The organism is Stutzerimonas stutzeri (assembly GCF_000590475.1).
Lineage (GTDB): Bacteria > Pseudomonadota > Gammaproteobacteria > Pseudomonadales > Pseudomonadaceae > Stutzerimonas > Stutzerimonas stutzeri_D.
The window spans coordinates 2,858,382-2,877,622 of the sequence record NZ_CP007441.1 but is presented as its reverse complement, the minus strand read 5'-3'; the positions used below and the strand labels follow the sequence as shown (position 1 = coordinate 2,877,622).

At 61.2% G+C, this 19,241-nt stretch carries 18 protein-coding genes and 1 tRNA gene; 14 read left to right on the top strand and 5 right to left on the bottom strand.

Translation table 11 applies throughout. The features are described 5' to 3' along the window. Position 1: 1 nt before the first annotated feature. On the bottom strand, positions 2 to 646 hold the full coding sequence (locus tag CH92_RS13110) for a type II secretion system protein N (protein ID WP_423832380.1): 645 nt from the start codon (positions 644 to 646) through the stop codon (positions 2 to 4). A 348-nt stretch (positions 647 to 994) separates the two neighbouring features. Here CH92_RS13110 and CH92_RS13105 point away from each other — a divergent pair. The 4 genes from CH92_RS13105 (at position 995) to CH92_RS13090 (ending at position 4,069) form a co-directional block, all read left to right on the top strand. Beyond that, positions 995 to 1,071 (top strand) — tRNA-Asp (locus tag CH92_RS13105). A gap of 365 nt (positions 1,072 to 1,436) precedes the next feature. After that, a complete protein-coding gene (locus tag CH92_RS13100; protein ID WP_025242222.1) occupies positions 1,437 to 2,876 on the top strand; it encodes a cytochrome ubiquinol oxidase subunit I in 1,440 nt (479 codons plus the stop codon). Between the two features lie 2 nt (positions 2,877 to 2,878). Then, a complete protein-coding gene (gene cydB, locus CH92_RS13095; RefSeq protein WP_025242221.1) occupies positions 2,879 to 3,886 on the top strand; it encodes a cytochrome d ubiquinol oxidase subunit II in 1,008 nt (335 codons plus the stop codon). Positions 3,887 to 3,910: 24 nt separating this feature from the next. Beyond that, complete coding sequence (locus tag CH92_RS13090; protein WP_038623009.1) at positions 3,911 to 4,069, top strand: DUF2474 domain-containing protein; 159 nt, start codon at positions 3,911 to 3,913, stop codon at positions 4,067 to 4,069. 389 nt (positions 4,070 to 4,458) lie between these two features. On the opposite strand, the gene CH92_RS13085 is transcribed toward CH92_RS13090, so the two are convergent. Next, positions 4,459 to 5,496 carry an AraC family transcriptional regulator gene (locus tag CH92_RS13085; RefSeq protein ID WP_025242220.1) on the bottom strand — a complete coding sequence of 346 codons (1,038 nt, stop codon included), beginning with the start codon at positions 5,494 to 5,496 and terminating at the stop codon, positions 4,459 to 4,461. Further along, positions 5,493 to 6,500, bottom strand: coding sequence for a carbon-nitrogen hydrolase (locus CH92_RS13080; RefSeq protein ID WP_025242219.1), 1,008 nt, complete (start codon positions 6,498 to 6,500; stop codon positions 5,493 to 5,495). The genes CH92_RS13085 and CH92_RS13080 overlap by 4 nt, the downstream gene beginning before the upstream one ends. Before the next feature lie 220 nt (positions 6,501 to 6,720). On the opposite strand from CH92_RS13080, the gene CH92_RS13075 reads away from it, so the two are divergent. From CH92_RS13075 to CH92_RS13055, 5 genes are all read left to right on the top strand, one after another. Beyond that, a complete protein-coding gene (locus CH92_RS13075) occupies positions 6,721 to 8,751 on the top strand; it encodes an NADPH-dependent 2,4-dienoyl-CoA reductase (RefSeq protein WP_025242218.1) in 2,031 nt (676 codons plus the stop codon). A 54-nt stretch (positions 8,752 to 8,805) separates the two neighbouring features. Continuing rightward, on the top strand, positions 8,806 to 9,237 hold the full coding sequence (locus CH92_RS13070) for a nuclear transport factor 2 family protein (protein WP_025242217.1): 432 nt from the start codon (positions 8,806 to 8,808) through the stop codon (positions 9,235 to 9,237). Between the two features lie 195 nt (positions 9,238 to 9,432). After that, positions 9,433 to 10,794 carry a chromosome partitioning protein ParA gene (locus CH92_RS13065; protein ID WP_025242216.1) on the top strand — a complete coding sequence of 454 codons (1,362 nt, stop codon included), beginning with the start codon at positions 9,433 to 9,435 and terminating at the stop codon, positions 10,792 to 10,794. After that, complete coding sequence (locus tag CH92_RS13060) at positions 10,795 to 11,754, top strand: 1-aminocyclopropane-1-carboxylate deaminase/D-cysteine desulfhydrase (RefSeq protein WP_038623008.1); 960 nt, start codon at positions 10,795 to 10,797, stop codon at positions 11,752 to 11,754. A gap of 23 nt (positions 11,755 to 11,777) precedes the next feature. Further along, positions 11,778 to 12,884 carry a cyclic nucleotide-binding domain-containing protein gene (locus tag CH92_RS13055; protein WP_025242214.1) on the top strand — a complete coding sequence of 369 codons (1,107 nt, stop codon included), beginning with the start codon at positions 11,778 to 11,780 and terminating at the stop codon, positions 12,882 to 12,884. 20 nt (positions 12,885 to 12,904) lie between these two features. Here the strand turns inward: CH92_RS13055 and chrA are convergent, their stop codons facing one another. Then, the gene (gene chrA, locus CH92_RS13050) at positions 12,905 to 14,116 is read right to left on the bottom strand and encodes a chromate efflux transporter (RefSeq protein ID WP_025242213.1); all 1,212 of its coding nucleotides are present in this window, start codon (positions 14,114 to 14,116) and stop codon (positions 12,905 to 12,907) included. 90 nt (positions 14,117 to 14,206) lie between these two features. Next, a complete protein-coding gene (locus CH92_RS13045; protein ID WP_025242212.1) occupies positions 14,207 to 15,133 on the bottom strand; it encodes a DUF1853 family protein in 927 nt (308 codons plus the stop codon). Between the two features lie 206 nt (positions 15,134 to 15,339). Here CH92_RS13045 and CH92_RS13040 point away from each other — a divergent pair, with 206 nt between their 5' ends. The 5 genes from CH92_RS13040 (at position 15,340) to CH92_RS13020 (ending at position 19,241) form a co-directional block, all read left to right on the top strand. Beyond that, entirely contained in the window at positions 15,340 to 16,227 is an 888-nt protein-coding gene (locus CH92_RS13040) for an NAD(+) kinase (protein WP_025242211.1), read from the top strand. Beyond that, entirely contained in the window at positions 16,227 to 17,186 is a 960-nt protein-coding gene (locus CH92_RS13035; protein WP_025242210.1) for a metallophosphoesterase, read from the top strand. Before CH92_RS13040 ends, CH92_RS13035 begins: the two co-directional genes overlap by 1 nt. Continuing rightward, positions 17,187 to 18,062 (top strand): rhomboid family intramembrane serine protease, encoded by an 876-nt coding sequence (locus CH92_RS13030; RefSeq protein WP_025242209.1) that lies wholly within the window; start codon positions 17,187 to 17,189, stop codon positions 18,060 to 18,062. It abuts the gene before it with no gap. 70 nt (positions 18,063 to 18,132) lie between these two features. After that, positions 18,133 to 18,408: a YeaC family protein gene (locus CH92_RS13025; RefSeq protein WP_025242208.1), complete on the top strand. Its 276-nt coding sequence runs from the start codon at positions 18,133 to 18,135 to the stop codon at positions 18,406 to 18,408. After that, complete coding sequence (locus CH92_RS13020) at positions 18,408 to 19,241, top strand: DUF2797 domain-containing protein (RefSeq protein WP_025242207.1); 834 nt, start codon at positions 18,408 to 18,410, stop codon at positions 19,239 to 19,241. Before CH92_RS13025 ends, CH92_RS13020 begins: the two co-directional genes overlap by 1 nt.

Here is a 19,241-nt window from a genome sequence, read left to right as displayed (position 1 = left end):
GTCAGTTGTCTTCCGTGGGCTGTTCGTCGGAGGGCATGGTATCTGGCGGGGTGTCAGCCCCTTCCATCTGTTGGCGGAGCGCTTCCATCTGCTGTTGAAGCATTTCCGCTTGCGGGTCCGGTTGATCCAATGCCGCAGGTTCACTGTAGTCCGGCAGGTTATCGGGTACAGCTGTCGCGGAGCGGACGCTTGGAAAATGCAGACTTTCAACGCGACCGCCGCGCAATATTTCGACTCTGTCTGGCTGCACATTGTGCAGGCGTACACCCGATTCCAGTTCCTGTTCGACCCGATAGAGCTGTGGCGGCTGGCCGCTCAACTTGATAATCGCCGTGGAACGAGCAGGGTCGGCATGAACGAAGCTGCCCAGCAAGGTTAGATCAGAACTCGATACGCCGGGGGAATAGGGTTGGCCTGCTGTCGCTGATGTGCCAAACAGGCCTTCCATGCGTTGCAGGTCCGGCGCGACTCCGGCGGGCTGATTGCTGTCCGCGGTTGCTGCGGTCGGCGCCTGGGTAAGCAGCAGCCATGTTCTGATCTGGCCGGCAAGGAAGAAACCGAAGAGCACGACGATAACTGCGCTGACGATAAGAGGCGCATGCTGGCGAACTTTCTGCAACGCTGCGGGGGAAGCCAAGCTAGGCACTCCGTGAATCTAAGGGATGACGGCTTGATCGCTGATCGTGGTAAGTAGTGCGGATTCCTACTAACGGTCGGCATCCTGGCAGTCTAGGCCGAGACCATGACAAAGAAGCACCTGAGTATGCTAGTGCAACTGACTGTTTTTCAGGCAAAAGGTGCCCAACGGATGGCTATTCCTCTCCCTGATCTTAGGTGATCGCTATTTTTTAAGAAAATTACCTTTTGCGCTGTTGACTTGATTGAGGGGGGTGCGTAAATTGCGCGCCTCGCAAGGCGATCAGCCGGATCGGTTCCACGGCTGGCTACTGCTTAAATGCAGGCCTTACGATTCGGACGAAAGTCCGGCCGACGCGCAGCGGTAGTTCAGTCGGTTAGAATACCGGCCTGTCACGCCGGGGGTCGCGGGTTCGAGTCCCGTCCGCTGCGCCATATCTGCTTCCAAGCCCGCTGAACGGCTGGATGCTTCGCTAAAAGCGGCCCTATGGCCGCTTTTTTCGTTTCTGCATCGTTGACTGTCGGTGCCTCCTACTCCTATGGCGCCCTGGCGATTCCTCTCGCTTGTTTCTTTAATAAGCTCACGGTGTAGCTTCGATGTCTGGGGCCTGCTGGGCTTCCCGTCCTCGTCCCGTCTCGTCACTCAGGGCTTCTTAACGCGCCGTCCATGTAGTTCCGCTCAGCCATCCGCGGCGACCGGTCACAGCGACTCGAGCGCACCCTTGTGTTTTCCTGCTGTCACTATTGCGTGACGACATCAACAGGCCAGGGGCACGCGGCTAACTGACGAGGGGCCATTAATGTTCGGTTTGGAAGCGCTCGAGCTTGCGCGGATCCAGTTCGCTTTCACCATCTCCTTTCACATCATCTTTCCGGCGATCACTATCGGGCTGGCGAGCTTTCTGGCCGTGCTAGAAGGGTTATGGCTTAAAACCAAGCGTCAGGTGTATCGCGACCTCTATCATTTCTGGCTGAAGATTTTCGCCGTCAACTTCGGCATGGGGGTGGTCTCCGGCATCGTTATGGCCTACCAGTTCGGTACCAACTGGAGCGCCTATTCGGAGTTCGCTGGCAGCGTTACCGGGCCGTTACTGGCCTATGAAGTGCTCACAGCGTTCTTCCTGGAGGCAGGATTTCTTGGCGTCATGCTGTTCGGCTGGAATCGCGTCGGTGCCGGGCTGCACTTCTTTTCCACGTTGATGGTGGCGGTCGGAACGCTGATTTCCACGTTCTGGATTCTGGCTTCGAACAGCTGGATGCATACACCACAGGGTCACGAGATCATCGATGGCATCGTAGTGCCGGTGGACTGGTTCGCCATTGTGTTCAACCCCTCGTTTCCGTACCGGCTGACACACATGGCGATCGCAGCCTTCCTTGCCACTGCCTTCATGGTCGGGTCGTCTGCAGCCTGGCATCTTCTGCGAGGAAACGATAATCCGGCCATTCGCAAGATGCTCTCCATGGCGATGTGGATGGCGTTGATCGTTGCGCCGATCCAGGCAGTTGTGGGTGATTTCCATGGCCTCAACACACTGGAACATCAACCCGCAAAAATCGCCGCGATGGAAGGGCATTGGGATAACTCATCAGGCGAGCCCACTCCGTTGCTTTTGTTCGGTTGGCCGGACATGGAACGGGAAGAGACCCGTTTCAAGGTCGAGGTTCCTTATCTCGGCAGCCTGATCCTCAAGCACAGCCTGACAGAGCAGATTCCGGCGCTGAAAGACTTCCCGCCTGAAGATCGCCCTAATTCGACCATCATCTTCTGGACGTTCCGGGTCATGGTCGCGCTGGGCTTGCTGATGATCCTCACCGGGTTCTGGAGCCTGTGGCTGCGGCGCGGTGGCAAGTTGTTCCACACCAAGCCTTTCCTGCGATTGGCGTTGTGCATGGGGCCGTCTGGCGTGCTCGCCATCCTGGCGGGTTGGTTCACCACTGAAGTTGGCCGGCAGCCGTGGGTGGTGTACGGCATCATGCGCACAGCCGACGCGGTGTCCAACCACGGGGCCGAGCAGCTCGGTCTGACGCTGGCGATGTTCGTGTTGATCTACTTCGCGGTGTTCGGCATCGGTTTCGTCTATGTGCTGCGGCTGATCGCCAAGGGGCCGATCATCAACGAGGGCAACGAGAAAGGTGCTGGTGGACCCGGCGAAAAGCGGACGCCGATGCGGCCACTCTCGGCTGCCGACGAGGCGATCCCGCACGAACACGGCGATCAACTGGGCGAGAGGAATTGAATATGGGTGTCGATCTTTCGCTGATCTGGGCCGTCATCATCATCTTCGGCATCATGATGTACGTGGTGATGGACGGGTTCGATCTAGGTATCGGAATTCTGTTTCCATTCCTGGCCGACAGCGCCGAGCGTGACGTCGCAATGAACACGGTAGCGCCGATCTGGGACGGCAATGAAACCTGGCTGGTGCTGGGTGGTGCCGGGCTGTTTGCGGCGTTTCCGTTGGCCTATTCCGTTGTGCTTTCCGCTCTGTACCTGCCAATTATCTTCATGCTGATGGGGCTGATCTTTCGAGGCGTCGCCTTCGAGTTCCGCTTCAAGGCGAGCGCTGCTCGCCAGCATATCTGGGACAAGGCGTTCATCGGGGGCTCTCTGGCTGCAACGTTTTTTCAGGGTGTCGCGCTGGGTGCCTATATTCATGGATTCCCGGTGGCTGACCGCGCCTATGCGGGTGGCCCGCTGGATTGGCTGACACCGTTTTCGGTGTTTTGCGGTCTGGCGCTGATCGCTGCCTATGCCTTGCTGGGTTGCACATGGCTGATCATGAAAACCTCGGGTGAGCTGCAGCGGCGTATGCACGACATCGGTATCCCGCTGGTCTGGGCGGTGTTGGCGGTGACCGGCATCGTGAGTATCTGGACACCCTTGACACATCCCGACATCGCCGAGCGTTGGTTCAGCTTGCCGAACCTATTCCTCTTCATGCCGGTGCCGATTCTGGTGCTGCTATGTACCTTCGGGCTGCTGCGGTCGATTGCGCGCTATGCGCACTATTCGCCGTTCCTGTTTACCCTCGCACTTATATTCCTTGGTTACAGCGGCCTGGGTATCAGTCTCTGGCCGAACATCATCCCGCCATCGGTCAGCATCTGGGAGGCCGCCTCGCCACCGCAGAGCCAAGGTTTCACGCTGGTCGGGGCGCTGCTGATCATCCCGCTGATCCTGATGTACACCGCATGGAGCTACTACGTGTTCCGGGGCAAGGTCAGCGCAGAAGATGGCTACCACTGAGTCGGTCTCGTTATGGAGCCCTCTATGCAGAAGAAGCACGAAAGCAGTGCATCAGGACCGAAGCCGCTATGGCAACGCATGACCTGGCTCGTGCTGATCTGGTCTGCCAGCGTGCTGGCGCTCGGCGTGGTCGCGTGGCTGCTGCGGCAGTTCATGACGGCAGCCGGCCTGGCGACGCCATAGCTGCCTGAGAGGCTCTGCGGCGGCATGTATAGCTGTGCGGCGATTAGGCGCGTTGTCGCTGTCGAGGCGTTGCGCTATTTCAGTCTGAAGCGCCGGTGCGAAGCGGTTCACGCTTTCGTCATCTTCCCGCGTTAGCTTGCCTGGCATGGACTTTGTTAGCACCGCTAGCAGGCTGCTGAAATGCAAAGGCGAAGGCGAGTCGACCTTGCCAGCGCAAAGGTTTTTAAACGGTGTAGATCCCAGCAAGAGGAGCCCTCCTATGGATGACTATCAGGACGAGATACTCGAATGGCACGCTTCAGAGCAGGACGGTCCTGAGCCGGCCGACGACGCCTTCGAGCTTTAAGATTGCATTGACGTTTCCCAGCAGACGATGAAACGTCACTGGATCACTCGGCGCGCCGCTGCGCGCGCCGGTACTCCCCCGGTGTTTGCCCGCTCCAGCGCTTGAACGCACGCTGAAAGGCTTCCGCCGAAGAGAATCCCAGTAGCCAGGCTATTTCGCCGAAAGCCGACTCGGTGTCCCGTATATAGGCCATTGCGAGGTCGCGCCGCGTGTCGTTGAGAATGACCCTATAGCTGGTGCCTTCTTCCTCGAGTTTGCGACGCAGGGTCCAGGACGGCAGCTGTAAACGGCTGGCGATCTGCTGCAGGTCAGGTTCCTGGCCCTTGAGCATCGGCCCCAGGAGCTGCGTGACCCGCTCGCGCAGGCTGCGGGTACGGGTGCGCTGCTCCAGTTCCGCCTCGCAGAGCTCCAACAGCTGGCGCCAGGTACCAGGGCAGTGTTCCGGGTTGCGCAACGCCAGCGTGGCTCTGTCCAATCGCAGCTGATTGTGTTCGGCCGCGAACTCCACCGGTTTCGTGAAGAATCGCTCGTAGGACGCTGCGTAGGCGGGTCGCTCGAACTCGATGTGGATCGCCGCGGGCACCAGCGAGAAGGCCGCGACCGCGCTCAGCTGAGTGATCCAGCTGGCCAATACCGTATCCACGACGAACCGGTTGTAGCTGTTGTAGGGGCTGATCGAATAGAACCGCAGCCAGGCTCCCTCGGTATCCTCATGGAACGCTGAGGCGCCGCGGTAGTTGGATGCGTATAGCGGTTCATAGCGAATCAGCGCGCGGGCCGCTTCGCGAACGGTCGGCGCCTGGGCTGCAGTCACGCCTACCAGGCCGAGCTGCCCGGCCTTGCGCAGTCGACCCATCTCCAGGCCCAGGCTCGGGTCGCCAGCCAGTTGTATGGCGGCACGGCCGAGGCGCATGTAACGCGGGATTGAAAGACGGGCACGCGGTTCCGAAAGGCGCGCGGAATCCAGTCCGTAAGCGTCGAGCAGCGGTTGCGGATCAATCTCCTTTTCCCGCAGGGCGCTGCTCAGGCTATGCACGAAGCCAACCGAGAGGTCACCCAAGCGCACTCTCTGCCGGTTCATGGTCGCTCCGGTAGCCAGAAGTTGGTCAGTTGCACCGGCTCGTTGTGGCGTTCGCGTACAGGTCGGCGAGGAGACCCGACCAGGTTCCACGGCAAGCCGAAGGTTCGCACCTCCATGCGCGGCAGGATTGTCTCCGGTGGGTTGTTGACTGCGCAGGTCACGGGCAGGTCATCGCGCGAGCCTGGCAGAACGAGTAGTTCGGCATCGGCGGGCGGGGACCGGGTGTAGCCATCGCAGCCGATCAGTACGGCCAGGCGGCCGGCGGGGGTCGGCAGTGCGGGCGACGGCGCATCCGGTGCCTGACTGTAGCGGCGTTCGTAGCGGCTGAGCGCCATCTTGTACTGCAACGGCCCGATGGGCTCACCATCGGCGGCAAAGCTCAGGCTGACCTGGCGGAGTGGCCCGTCGCCGATCTGCAGGCGTCCATCCTCAAGTCGCGGCTCGGGAAGCACGATGGACCCGGCGACCAGCGTCACCCCATAGTCACGTGCGAGGCCACCGAAAATGCGCTGATAGTCATCCGCCATCCGCTGACCCTTTATCTTCAGAACGGCCTCGGTGCGGTGATCGTCGCCCTCGTTATCGAATAGCGCGCGGAGATACTTCCACGGATTGCTCAGGGCCATCCAGTGCATGGCGTCGCGCAACGTTCGCGCCTGCTGCACTTCGGGCTTTTCTCCGAGGGCGAACAAACCGGTGCCGACATGCTCGGGCAGCACGACGATGGTGCGTGAACCCAGCAGGCCAGCGTCGCGCGCCTGATTGAGATAGGTGATGAATTTCAGCTGCAGCCGCTCCCTGCTCTGGTAATCAGCCGGTGTCAGACGGGTTTCCACGCCGAGCAGATTGCCAGCAGTGCCTGGTTGCCCGTGGCTGTTGATCGGCAGGGTGCGCAGATCAGACAGCAGCGGTCCGCTGCGCCGGTCATGCGTCCAGTCCAGGTAGAGAATGAGCGCGACGAGGACGAGTACCGTCAGGCCGAGTAGTTTGCTGTAGGTGCGCATGACTGAGGTTGGTTGAGCGTGTGGCGGGAGACTAGGCATATGACCGGAGATTGCCAAGTGCTTTTGCGCAATAGAGTCAGGCAGTTGTGAGTTTCGATCATTGAGCGAGGCGCGGGGCCTGTTTATCTTCAGGGCATAGCGACCGCGACCCCATGAGGCGTGGCAATCCTACCGTTGACCCTAGGCCGCCGCGACCGCGCTGCCTGATCGAGGAACGAACATGACCGCTTTTCCGCACCTGCTGGCTCCGCTGGATCTGGGCTTTACCACCTTGCGTAACCGCACGCTGATGGGCTCGATGCACACCGGTCTTGAGGAGATGCCCAACGGCTTCGAGCGTATGGCCGCATTTTTTGCCGAACGTGCTCGTGGCGGCGTCGGCCTGATCGTTACCGGCGGTGTGGGACCCAATGAAGAGGGTTCGGTGCGTGCAGGTGCGGCCAAGTTGTCTACGGTCGAGGAGGCTGAAGAGCACAAAATCGTTACCCAGGCGGTTCACGAGGCGGGTGGCAAGATTTGCATGCAGATCCTTCATGCCGGCCGTTATGCCTATAGTCCGCAGCTGGTCGCGCCGAGCGCCATTCAGGCCCCGATCAACCCCTTCACGCCGCGTGAGCTGGATGAAGAGGGGATCGAAAAGCAGATTCGCGACTTCGTCAATTGCGCCAGCCTGGCGAAGCGGGCCGGCTACGACGGCGTCGAGATCATGGGGTCGGAAGGCTACTTCATTAACCAATTCCTGGTCGCGCATACCAACCACCGCACCGATCGTTGGGGCGGCAGCTATGAAAATCGCATGCATCTACCTGTGGAGATCGTGCGGCGTGTGAGAGAGGCCGTGGGGCCGGAGTTCATTATCATCTATCGCCTGTCGATGCTCGACCTGATGGAAGGCGGCAGTATTTGGGACGAGGTGGTGCAGTTGGCCAAGGCCATCGAGCAGGCCGGCGCGACACTGATCAACACCGGCATTGGCTGGCACGAGGCGCGTATCCCGACCATCGCCACCAAGGTGCCGCGTGCGGCGTTCACCAAGGTGACGGCCAAGCTGCGTGGCGAAGTCGGTATCCCGCTGGTGACTACCAACCGCATCAATACGCCAGAAGTCGCCGAGCAGGTGCTGGCCGAAGGCGATGCCGACATGGTGTCGATGGCACGTCCATTTCTCGCCGATCCGGATTTCGTCAACAAGGCGGCGGCCGATCGCAGCGATACCATCAATACCTGCATCGGTTGCAATCAGGCCTGCCTTGACCATACGTTCAGTGGCAAGTTGACCACCTGCCTGGTCAATCCACGTGCGTGCTACGAAACCGAGCTGAATTACATTCCCACCGCGTCAGTGAAGAAAATTGCCGTTGTGGGCGCCGGCCCGGCGGGATTGTCCGCAGCGACCGTGGCCGCGGAACGTGGCCATCAGGTGACCTTGTTCGACTCGGCCAGCGAGATCGGCGGCCAGTTCAACGTCGCCAAACGTGTGCCAGGCAAGGAAGAGTTCTACGAGACCCTGCGTTACTTCAACAGCAAGCTCGAGAGCACCGGTGTCGCCGTCCGTTTGAACACGCGTGTCAATGCGGCAGACCTGCTGGCTGGGGGCTTCGATGAGATCCTTCTAGCCACCGGTATTGCGCCGCGAACGCCGGAAATTCCGGGTATCGAACATCCGATGGTGATCAGCTACCTCGACGCGATTTTGCAACGCAAACCAGTAGGGCAGCGCGTCGCGGTGATTGGCGCCGGCGGCATCGGCTTCGATGTGTCGGAATTCATCACCCACCAAGGGCAGTCGACCAGCTTGGACCGGGACGCGTTCTGGAAGGAATGGGGGATCGACCTCGGGCTCGAGGCGCGTGGCGGCGTCGCTGGAATTCAGCCGGCACCGCACGCACCGGCACGTCAGGTCTATCTGCTGCAACGCAAAAAATCCAAGGTCGGCAATGGCCTGGGCAAGACCACCGGCTGGATTCACCGCACCGGTTTGAAGAACAAGCAGGTGCAGATGATCAGCGCTGTGGAATATCTCAAGGTGGACGATCAGGGCTTGCACATCCGTGTCGCCGACGGCGAGCCTCAGGCGCTGCCGGTGGACACCGTGATCGTTTGCGCCGGACAGGACCCACTGCGCGAGTTGCAGGCCGAACTCGAAGCGGCGGGTGCCAATGTGCACCTGATCGGTGGCGCAGACGTGGCCGCCGAGCTGGATGCCAAACGCGCCATCAACCAGGGCTCGCGCCTCGCAGCCGAACTCTGAGTTCCCAGGTCCCGCTACGAGCGGGGCTTTTTCTTGCGCAACAAGGAGCTCCGCATGAATGTCTCCCTCGCGATGCAGCCGGCCGTTGCTGCGACTCTGCAGCGCTGGCATCGGATGATCGAATCCCAGGATCTCGGCCAACTATTGGATCTGCTGCATCCGCAAGCGGTGTTCCGTTCGCCGATGGCCTTCAAGCCCTACGAGAGCGCAGCGGCGGTCAACCTAATCCTCAATACCGTGGTGACCGTATTCGAAGAGTTCACCTACCACCGCCAGTTGGTCAGCGTCGATGGCTTGAACGTCGTGCTGGAATTCAGTGCGCGTGTCGGTGATCGGCAGCTCAAGGGCATCGACATGATTCGCTTCGACGAATCCGGGCTGATAACCGATTTTGAAGTCATGGTGCGTCCCATGAGCGGCCTGCAGGCGCTCGGCGAGGAGATGGGCAGGCGCCTGGAACTCCGGCTTGCCGCGCTGAAGCGCTGATCGCCTGGCTCCAAACCCGTCACAGTTTGCTGGCTGTACCTCGCTGCGGACAGGAAGGCCGAATTCGCTGCCAACCCAGTCACATCGCCCGCTGCGATTTTTCCCCTAAACTTGCGCCAACCATGGGATGGCGGCGTCGGTGCGATTGCTGTCTCGGAATTTTCGCTGGTCGATCAAGCCGTTGAGGGTGCGAGCATGCAGATCAAACCGCAGACGGTCGAAGCCGTGCTGTTCTTCAACGATGACGGCGTCTGCAAGGAAATGCTCTATCCGGAATTCGAGGCGATGCTCGATGGCGTCGTGAGCATGCCCGAGTTCGCCGATCAGCAGATGCGCGTCGCCTATGTACTGATCAACACCCGCTTGCAGATCCGCGCGGCGGTGTTCTTTTATCTCGATTTCAACGAAGACGGTTCGGCTGACAATGGCTGGAACATTCCGTTGCGCAATCTGGCCGAACGTACCGGGCGCGGGCCCGATCTAGGCGCGGGTCCCATTCGCCTGGCCTGCCGCAGTCAGTGCCCCGTGTCCTGGTACCAGATGCACCTCTGGGATCCGGAACTGACCCAGAGCAAGAACCACTTGGTCATGCTGCGCGATCGAGTCAAGCGCAACCAGCTCGGTCTGCTGGTCGAGGAAGAACTGCCTCAGTCGGTACCGGCCGGGCGGCTGCAGATGGTCGCCGAAGACACGTGGTATGCGGCCGATTCCGCCAAGCAAACCGCCACCCGGCGAGCTGAAAAGCTGGAACAGGAACAGCGACTCAAGGCCGCGCAACTGATCAAACAACAGCGTTTGCGCATCGCCAATCTTGAGCAGCAGCGCGAGGCAGACATCACCAGACTGCGCGAGCTGGCCGCGCAGCAGCAGGCCAAGCTTCAGGACGAGCTTGCCCAGTTGCGTCAGGAGTTGGGGCAGAAGGAACAGCTCGCCGCGGAATTGCGCTCTCAGATCAAAGAGCAGGCCGAGGGTTTTCAGAAAACGCGTGAGGAGATGAGCCGACAGTTGCGTGCGCTGGAACAAAACAGCCGCACTGAAGCGCAGGCCGCCCGCGCGGAATTCGATGACGAGCTACAGCGGCAAGTCGCAGCAGCCGTGGCCGAGTACAAGGAGCAGGTTTCCATCCGCGACGTCGAGTTGGCCTACCGCAACGAACTGGATAGCCAGCTGCAGGAAGAAATCGAGCAGCTCCAGAAGCAGCGTGATGCCCTCGTCGAACAGAGTGGTGAGCGCACGCTTGAACGTCTGTCAGCGCTTGGCATGGCGTTCATGGCTTATCATCCCGGCGCCGGTCACCTGACTATTCCACTGGCGGACATGGCGGGCTATCAGCAAAACCCGCTCGCATATGCAGCGGCCAAATGCGCAGTCTCGGAGGAGCAGTACGGTCAGTGGGTTCAGCATTACCAGCAGCCAACCTGCATCGCCACGCTGTCCAGCGGAGAGCGTTGCAATATGCCATTGGACAAGGTGGAGTCGCCGGGGCGTTTCCTCGTTGGGCAGTCCAATTGCTGTGCCAGACATCGTTCGCAGGACCGGCTACGCACGGGTAGCTGAATGCACGTGCCCGCATTTTCAACGCTTTCTCCAGAGGCATCTCTTGTGCCGTTGCAGCCCGTCGATTTGCCTTGGTTGCAGCAAGCGAACGTACAGCTCGCCGTGCTACGTCTGGATTTGATTGATCCCGAATTGTCTGGAAACAAGTGGTTCAAACTCGTCCATCACCTGCACGCGGCGCAGGCGGCCGGTGCGCCTGGACTGATCAGCCTTGGTGGTCCGCATTCCAATCATCTTCATGCGCTGGCGGCCTCGGCGAAGCGCTTCGGGCTGGCAAGCGTCGGCCTGGTACGTGGTCATCCCCAGAGAACCGCGACTGCGGAGGATCTGCAGGGCTTCGGCATGCAGTTGCACTGGCTGGGTTACGCAGGCTACCGCGCGCGGCATCAGCCGAACTTCTTCGACGCCTGGCGCCAGCGTTACCCGAACTATCACTGCATACCTGAAGGTGGTGGCGGGCTGGCCGGTGCTCTGGGCTGCTCACCTTTGGTGCTCCGCGTACGGGAGCAGCTTGCCGCGCTTGGCTGGAACGACTACGACGGTTGGTGGTTGGCTGCTGGCACCGGTACGACGCTGGCCGGGTTGGTGATTGGAGAGGCGGGGCAGGGTAACCGTCGGGTGCATGGAGCGATGGCGGGGCCGCCGTCTCATGGCGTCGCGCAAGAGGTCGGACGGCTGCTGGGCGAGGCCGGTCTCACCTGCGCAAACTATCAGCTGATCGATGCGAGTCGCGGTGGTTTCGGCCAATTCGACGAGGCGCTGGCGCGCTTCATGGTCGAAACCGAGCGTGCGACCGGGCTACCGCTGGAGCCGGTTTATACGGCTAAGGCGATGATGGCATTGCGCCTTTACGTGGAGCGCGGTTATTTTGCGCCCGGCACGCGGCTCATCTTCGTGCACACCGGTGGCCTGCAGGGTCGGCGCGATGCCCAGGCACAGCTGGACGAACTGCTGCGCTGACCCTTCGTACTTGGAAACCATGGATGAACAAGCCGCTACTCCCCGATCAGGTACGCCGTCTGACACCGCTTAACGCGCTCTCGCCTCGTCAGCTGCAGTCACTGCGCGACCAGTTGATTCCGCGCCCGCTGCTCGCTACCGAATGGCTGTTCGATGACAAGTCCGAGGTCGGGTCGAGCTATTTCCTGTTGACCGGTTCGCTGTCCATGCAAGGCCCGGACGGCGTGGCTCGGCGAATGTTCGCTGGCTCCCCGGAAAGTTGCCATGTGTTCAGTGCCGGCAGCCGACTGCTGCAGGTGCAGGCGCTGGAAGACTCCAGCGTGCTGGTATTCGATAGCGCACAGTTGGATCGTTTGTTGGCCTGGCGCCAGAGCCATTCCGATCTGCTTCTTCAACTGGCGACAGCTGGCGAGCTGACCGATTGGCTCGAGGAGCTGCTGGATAACCCTCTGTTCGCCAAAGTGCCGGCGGAGAACGTACGGAACATGCTGGGCAAGCTCGATTCAGTCGAGCTGTCTGCTGGCCATGTGCTGCTGCGTGAAGGCGATGTCGGGGACTGCTGTTATTTCCTCAAAAGCGGACGCGCGGAAGTGATGATCGGCTTTGGTAGGGATGAGCAGGTGGTGGCGGAGTTGGGCGTCGGTGCCTGTTTCGGTGAAGAAGCCTTGCTGACCGAGAGCCCGCGCAACGCCACTGTGACGTTGCTCGAAGACGCCTGTGTGCTGCGTCTGGCACGGCAGGATTTCATTGCGCTGCTGAAGGCTCCGGTGGTAGCCGAGCTGGGGCTGGCACAGGCGAACGAACTGATCGCTCAAGGCGCGCAATGGCTGGATGTCCGGCTGCTGGACGAGTACCAGCGTGGCCATGCGCCGCAGGCGCTGAATATGCCGCTGCATCTGCTGCGCCTGAAAACGCGCCTGCTGAAGCAGGACCGGGTCTACCTGTGCTATTGCGACAGCGGCAAGCGTAGCGCCAGTGCAGTCTTTTTGCTGACCCAGCTGGGCTATATCGCTTATCCGCTGCGTGGCGGGCTCGATGCTCTGTCGGCGGAGGATTACGCAGCCTTGATGTGCGAACAGGGCAGTGGTTATCTGGCGCGCTCGGGTGGGCGCACCGAGCGTAGCGGCTAGGCAGTTGGTGCTGACGGCCGTTAGAGCAATGCGGCAATCGCCCAGCCAGCGATGCCGCCGGCCAGCACCACCAGCCAGGGGGGCAACTTCCAGGCCATCAAGGCGACCAAGGCGACCAACGCCAGCGCAAAATCGCCAGGCCCGAATATCGCATTGGTCCAGACCGGATCGTACAGCGCCGCCAGTAACAGACCGACCACCGCGGCACTCACCCCAGCTAGCGCCGCCTGCACATGATGGTTGGTTCGCAGCCGGTCCCAGAATGGAATTACGCCGAACACCAGAAGAAACGAAGGAATGAATACCGCGACGAGGCATAAACCTGCGCTTAGCAAACGGGTGCCGCCCTCGTTCATCGACCCGCCGAGAAAGGCGGAAAAGGTGAACAGCGGCCCCGGTACCGCCTGGGCAGCGCCATAGCCGGCAAGGAAAATATCATTGCTGACCCAGCCGTTGGGCACGACCTCGGCCTGCAGCAGCGGCAGCATTACATGACCTCCGCCAAAGACCAGCGCGCCGGTTCGATAGAAGGTATCGAGCAATGCCGGCCACTGACTGGCCGAGGCGGCGGCCAGCGCGGGCAGCACAATCAGCAGGGCGAAGAACAGCAGTAGAAACAGGCTGGCGGTCGAGCGTCCCGCATAAGATTGTAGTGGAGCCGGAGAGGCCTTTATCGCCGGGCGAAACATCGACCACCCAACCACGCCGGCCAGTACGATGACCCCAAGCTGCGCCCATGCATTGGGCAGGACCAGTACCGCGCAGGCCGCCAACAGCGCGAGGGTTAGCCGCGCCCCAGTGGTACACAGATTTTTCGCCATCCCCCATACGGCCTGGGCCACGACCGCTACCGCGACGATTTTCAGACCGTGCAGGAATCCATCCGAAACGGCGTCGCCCCAGCTGGCGAGGCCAAGGGCAAACAGCGTCAGCGCGATCGCCGAAGGCAGGGTAAAACCGGTCCAGGCGGCTAGCGAGCCGCGGTAACCGCCACGCAACAGGCCGATGGCGATTCCGACCTGACTGCTGGCCGGCCCGGGTAGGAACTGGCAGAGCGCAACCAGATCCGCATACCGCGCCTCGTCCAGCCAGTGGCGGCGATGGACGAACTCTTCCCGGAAATAGCCAAGATGGGCGACCGGACCGCCAAACGAGGTCAGCCCCAGGCGCAGGAACACCAGAAATATCGCCCAGGCGGTCGAATGCGGTCGGTGGTCAGAGGTAACGGACATGAATGAAGTTTCTGTTGTTGGCGTGCCAACGTCGGGTGACCTGGCAGTATGCGATAGACAGATGACAGTTTGCGGTAACCGCCGCGTCATTCATCCCGGCCAACTATCGGGTACCACGAACAGGCGCTCGCGCTCGGCCCAGCGGCCAACCGTATCCATCTCGAGGCGTGCCATGAGCCTTGCCTGTTTGCCGTTGACTTCGGCTATCCAGCGCTCGACCTCCGCAGCTGGCCAAGGCTGCCCGCCATCCAACTGCGCCGGTGCCAACCAGGCCTGACGGTGCAGCGGCTGCCAGCGCGTCGCGCCCTCGGCGGTCGAGTTCACCCAATCGCATTGCCGCAGCCAATGCCCACCGAGATGCAGCGGATGGGCTCCGGTAGGCGGCTCGCAACCGGACGTTCCAGGCTGGAAAAGGTAACCGCCGAGCCAGAGGGCGCTGTCGATTTCACCGCAGGTCAACTCGGCGAGGAGCGCCTTGGCAGGTGGGCTCGACGAGAGCTTCAACTGATGCTGGCAGAGCCGTTGCAGTTTGATGTCCAGCCGGTCATGGCTGCCGGGCCCAAGCCAGTGATCGTGCCGACGGCGATCACCGGTTTCCAGGCCCAGGTAGAATTTCACCGCTAGCTCTATGTGGTGCACACCTTCTGCATCGTGCAGGATCAGGTCCAGTTCACCCAGCGTATGACCTGCCTGGCGAATCGGAAGATTGGCCACCAGCAGCTCGACGTCCGGCGCCTGGCCCAGCGCGAATTGCCAGAGGCGCTCGTAATACAGGCCCAGCCGGCGGATGCTGTGTTGTGCCAGCCACGCCTCGAGCACGCTTGGCTGGCTGTCGTGCGATAGCAGCCAGTCGGCGAGTTCGTCGGGGTGAGAGGCCCAGTGACTGGCTGCGAGCGGATGACGCTGGGGTGCTGGCGTATCGCTCAACAGCGGCGGCGACATCAGCACCCACGCGAGATCACGCACCTGAGGGTGCAGCAATCGGGGCATCAGTTCAGCGAGATAGGACGGGCTCATGCAACAAGCATAGCCGGGATGGTTTGCTGCCACTTCGAGCTTTCGCCCATAATCCCTGCGCCGCGTCGCAACGGGATTCCGCGTAGCGCGCAGCGTTGAACTCAGTCGTGCTCGCGCGACACCAATCTAGTGCCTGTTACGCTTCGGCCGGCCTGCGCCCCGATGCATGCCCGCCTGTTACCAGCCACGCCTATCAGGGAGCTTCAATGGATCAGTTCCGCAATATCGGCATCATCGGCCGCCTGGGCAGTTCTCAGGTGCTGGATACCATTCGCCGGCTGAAGCGGTTCCTCGTAGAGCGCCATCTGCACGTCATTCTCGAGGAGAACATTGCCGAGGTGCTGCCGGGCCATGGCATGCAAACCTCGTCGCGGCAGAGGCTGGGCGAGTCCTGTGATCTAGTCATCGTGGTCGGGGGGGACGGCAGCCTGCTCGGTGCCGCGCGGGCGATGGCCAGGCACCGTGTTCCGGTGCTCGGAATCAACCGTGGCAGCCTGGGTTTCCTCACCGATATTCGACCCGACGACCTGGAAGAGAAGGTCGCCGAAGTGCTCAGTGGGCAGTACACCCTAGAGAACCGCTTTCTGCTCGAGGCACAGGTGCGGCGCTTCGAAGAGTCCATCGGAGAGGGGGACGCGCTCAATGATGTGGTGCTACATCCGGGAAAATCGACCCGGATGATCGAGTTCGAGCTTTACATCGATGGCCAGTTCGTCTGCAGCCAGAAGGCCGATGGGCTGATCGTGGCCACCCCGACGGGCTCTACGGCCTACTCGCTGTCCGCCGGCGGGCCGATCATGCATCCGCGTCTGGATGCCATCGTCATCGTGCCGATGTATCCGCACACCTTGTCCAGCCGACCAATTGTGGTAGATGGCAACAGCGAGCTGAAAATTGTGGTCTCACCGAACATGCAGATCTACCCGCAAGTCTCGTGCGACGGCCAGAACCATTTCACCTGTGCGCCAGGCGATACCGTCACCGTGCGCAAGAAACCGCAGAAACTGCACCTCATCCATCCGCTTGACCACAACTACTACGAGGTCTGCCGTACCAAGCTTGGCTGGGGCAGTCGCCTTGGTGGAGGGGAATAGTGATCGTCGATCCGGAGCGCAGCTACGACCTCATTGGGGACGTGCACGGTTGCGCCCATACCCTGGCCCGTCTGCTCGAGCAGCTCGGCTATAGCCAGCATGGTGGCATCTGGCAGCACCCACGGCGGCGGGTGATTTTCCTTGGCGACATCATCGACCGCGGCCCGCGGATCCGCGAGGCATTGCACCTGGTGCACGACATGGTTGAAGCGGGGCAGGCCCACTGCATCATGGGCAATCACGAATTCAACGCGCTGGGGTGGTACACGCCAGCGCCGCCGGAGAGCGGCAAGCGCTTCGTTCGTGAACACACGCCGCGCTATGAAATGCTGTTGCAACAGACGTTCCAGCAGTTCGAGGATTACCCCGACGAGTGGCAGGCGTTTCGCGAATGGCTCATGGAGCTGCCGCTATTCCTGCAATGCGAGCGCTTCCGCGTGGTTCACGCTTGCTGGGATAACGCGGTGATCGACCAGTTGCGCCAGCGTTTGCAGCAAGGGCGGGTCGACCCCGAGTTTCTGCGTGACGCGGCCTTCGCCGATGGATTTGCCGCCAAGGCGCTGGATCGTCTGCTGCGTGGCACCGACATGCCGCTGCCGGAAGGTCTGACCCTGACCAGTGCCGAGGGCTTTACCCGCAGCTTCTTTCGCACCAAGTTCTGGGAAGAGGATCCCAAGACCTACGGCGATATCGTGTTTCAGCCTGACGGCTTGCCGGAGAAGGCGGCGCGCCTGCCACTCAGCGAGAGCCAGAAGAGTCGCCTGTTCCTTTACGGTCCCGACGAGCCATTGTTGTTCGTCGGGCATTACTGGCGTAGCGGCGAACCCGCTCCCATCCGTCATAACCTGGCGTGCCTGGATTACAGTGCGGTGAAATACGGCAAGCTGGTGGCCTACCGGCTCGACCAGGAAACCCGACTCGACCCGGCGAAGTTCGTCTGGGTGAATGTGGAGCGCTAGATGGTCGTTGTAGAGGCGTTGCGTCTGCCGTTGTCAGAAGACCTGAGCGGCTTCATCGCGTTGTTGCGGCGTCTGCAGGTGCCCTGCCGGGTCTCCGAGGAAGCGGGCGAGCAGGTGCTGAGGGTGCCGGTTGATACGGCTGAGCAGGTCCGTGAGCTCTATGAGCGCTATCCGCAAGGGGACGGAGCGGTCGTCGCCGAGCAGCCGCCGCGGCAAGGGGGTGGGTTTCTCGCCAGCCTAAGGCGTAGCCCGCTGACAGCGACGGTACTACTGCTGACGATGATCGCCGCGGCCATCACCATGCTGGGCGAGAATTACGACACCATCCGCTGGTTCAGCTTCAGCGATTTTCGCATCGACGGCGAATACGCCTATTTCGCGACCCTCGAACAGACCCTGACCGAAGGCCAATGGTGGCGGCTGATCACGCCGATTTTCGTGCACTTCGGCTTTCTTCATCTGGCGATGAACTCCATGTGGTATTGGGAGCTCGGCCGGCGCATCGAATATCGCCAGGGTGCCTTGATGCTGTTGGGGTTGACCCTGCTGTTCGGTGTTGTCTCCAACCTGTCGCAATATATTTTCGGCGGGCCCGGTATCTTCGGCGGACTCTCTGGTGTGCTCTACGGATTGCTGGGGCATTGCTGGCTGTTTCAGAAGCTATCGCCGGACGAGGCCTACCGGCTGCCACCCGGCGTCGTGGTGCTGATGCTGATCTGGCTGGTCATATGCCTGAGCGGCGTGGTCGATGTGCTCAGTTTCGGCGCGCTGGCAATCGCCAACGCGGCGCATGTCGGGGGGCTCGCCGCCGGCTGCCTGACCGGTATCCTTGGCGGGCTGCTATCGCGTCGCAGGGTGGCGGGCCGGCGCAATTGAAAGGCGGATCGGGTTTTCCCTAAAGCGATGGCGCTCGGTAGAATGATCGCTTGTTCTCCGGGAGCCGGCCATGTCGTCCTTTATCGAAGCCATCGAAAACATCACCCCCGAAATTTATGAAAGCCTCAAAACCGCCGTCGAACTGGGCAAGTGGAGCGACGGGCGCAAGCTGACGCCCGAGCAGAAGGAAACCTGCCTCGGCGCGATGATCGCCTGGGAAGCCCAGAATCTGCCGGAAGAAGAGCGCACCGGTTACATGGGTGGCCAGGAATGCGCCTCCAAGAGCAAGAACAAGGCGCCGATCGACACCAGTCTGTTCGCCCCGGCTTCCGGGACCCGACACTGATGCTTGAACTCGGACGCGGCGCCCTGAGCAAGATGTCGATTCAGCTGGGTGCGCCGGCGCAGTACTCCTTCCGCCTCGATGAACAGCGGGTGCCGGTCAATCCACTGATCGGCAAGACCCTGCGTCTGGAATACCTCGGCGCCATTCATTGCAGCCACTGCGGTCGCAAGACCAACAAGAGCTTCAGCCAGGGTTACTGCTATCCCTGCTTCAAGAAGCTGCCGCAGTGCGACATCTGCATCATGAGCCCGGAAAAATGCCACCACGATTTCGGCACTTGCCGCGACCCGCAGTGGGGCATGGACTTCTGCATGACCGACCACGTGGTGTACCTGGCTAACTCGTCGGGCATCAAGGTGGGCATCACCCGCGCCACTCAGTTGCCGACGCGCTGGCTCGACCAGGGTGCGAGCCAGGCGCTGCCGATCATGCGCGTCGCTACCCGGCAGCAATCGGGCATGGTTGAAGACCTGTTGCGCAGCCAGGTGGCCGACCGCACCAATTGGCGTGCGCTGCTCAAGAGTGATGCCGAACCCATCAATCTGATCGAAATGCGCGAGCAGATCTTCGATGCCTGTGCCGATGGCCTGCGAGACCTACAGCAGCGCTATGGTCTGCAAGCGATTCAGCCAATGACGGATGCCGAGGTGCTTGAAATCCGCTACCCCGTCGAGGCCTATCCCACCAAGATAGTCAGTCTAGACTTGGAAAAGACCCCCGTCGTAGAAGGCACCCTGCGCGGCATCAAGGGTCAATATCTGATCCTCGACACAGGCGTGATCAACATCCGTAAGTTCACCGCTTACCAGGTAGCCGCAAGCAGCACGCCATAA

Coding starts and splice junctions, on each gene's coding strand:
- CH92_RS13025 (WP_025242208.1), top strand. CDS start 18,133: ATGTCGTCCTTTATCGAAGCCATCGAAAACATCACCCCCGAAATTTAT.
- CH92_RS13100 (WP_025242222.1), top strand. CDS start 1,437: ATGTTCGGTTTGGAAGCGCTCGAGCTTGCGCGGATCCAGTTCGCTTTC.
- chrA (WP_025242213.1), bottom strand. CDS start 14,116: ATGTCCGTTACCTCTGACCACCGACCGCATTCGACCGCCTGGGCGATA.
- CH92_RS13085 (WP_025242220.1), bottom strand. CDS start 5,496: ATGAACCGGCAGAGAGTGCGCTTGGGTGACCTCTCGGTTGGCTTCGTG.
- CH92_RS13030 (WP_025242209.1), top strand. CDS start 17,187: ATGGTCGTTGTAGAGGCGTTGCGTCTGCCGTTGTCAGAAGACCTGAGC.
- CH92_RS13045 (WP_025242212.1), bottom strand. CDS start 15,133: ATGAGCCCGTCCTATCTCGCTGAACTGATGCCCCGATTGCTGCACCCT.
- CH92_RS13065 (WP_025242216.1), top strand. CDS start 9,433: ATGCAGATCAAACCGCAGACGGTCGAAGCCGTGCTGTTCTTCAACGAT.
- CH92_RS13070 (WP_025242217.1), top strand. CDS start 8,806: ATGAATGTCTCCCTCGCGATGCAGCCGGCCGTTGCTGCGACTCTGCAG.
- CH92_RS13040 (WP_025242211.1), top strand. CDS start 15,340: ATGGATCAGTTCCGCAATATCGGCATCATCGGCCGCCTGGGCAGTTCT.
- CH92_RS13080 (WP_025242219.1), bottom strand. CDS start 6,500: ATGCGCACCTACAGCAAACTACTCGGCCTGACGGTACTCGTCCTCGTC.
- cydB (WP_025242221.1), top strand. CDS start 2,879: ATGGGTGTCGATCTTTCGCTGATCTGGGCCGTCATCATCATCTTCGGC.
- CH92_RS13020 (WP_025242207.1), top strand. CDS start 18,408: ATGCTTGAACTCGGACGCGGCGCCCTGAGCAAGATGTCGATTCAGCTG.
- CH92_RS13055 (WP_025242214.1), top strand. CDS start 11,778: ATGAACAAGCCGCTACTCCCCGATCAGGTACGCCGTCTGACACCGCTT.
- CH92_RS13060 (WP_038623008.1), top strand. CDS start 10,795: ATGCACGTGCCCGCATTTTCAACGCTTTCTCCAGAGGCATCTCTTGTG.
- CH92_RS13075 (WP_025242218.1), top strand. CDS start 6,721: ATGACCGCTTTTCCGCACCTGCTGGCTCCGCTGGATCTGGGCTTTACC.
- CH92_RS13090 (WP_038623009.1), top strand. CDS start 3,911: ATGCAGAAGAAGCACGAAAGCAGTGCATCAGGACCGAAGCCGCTATGG.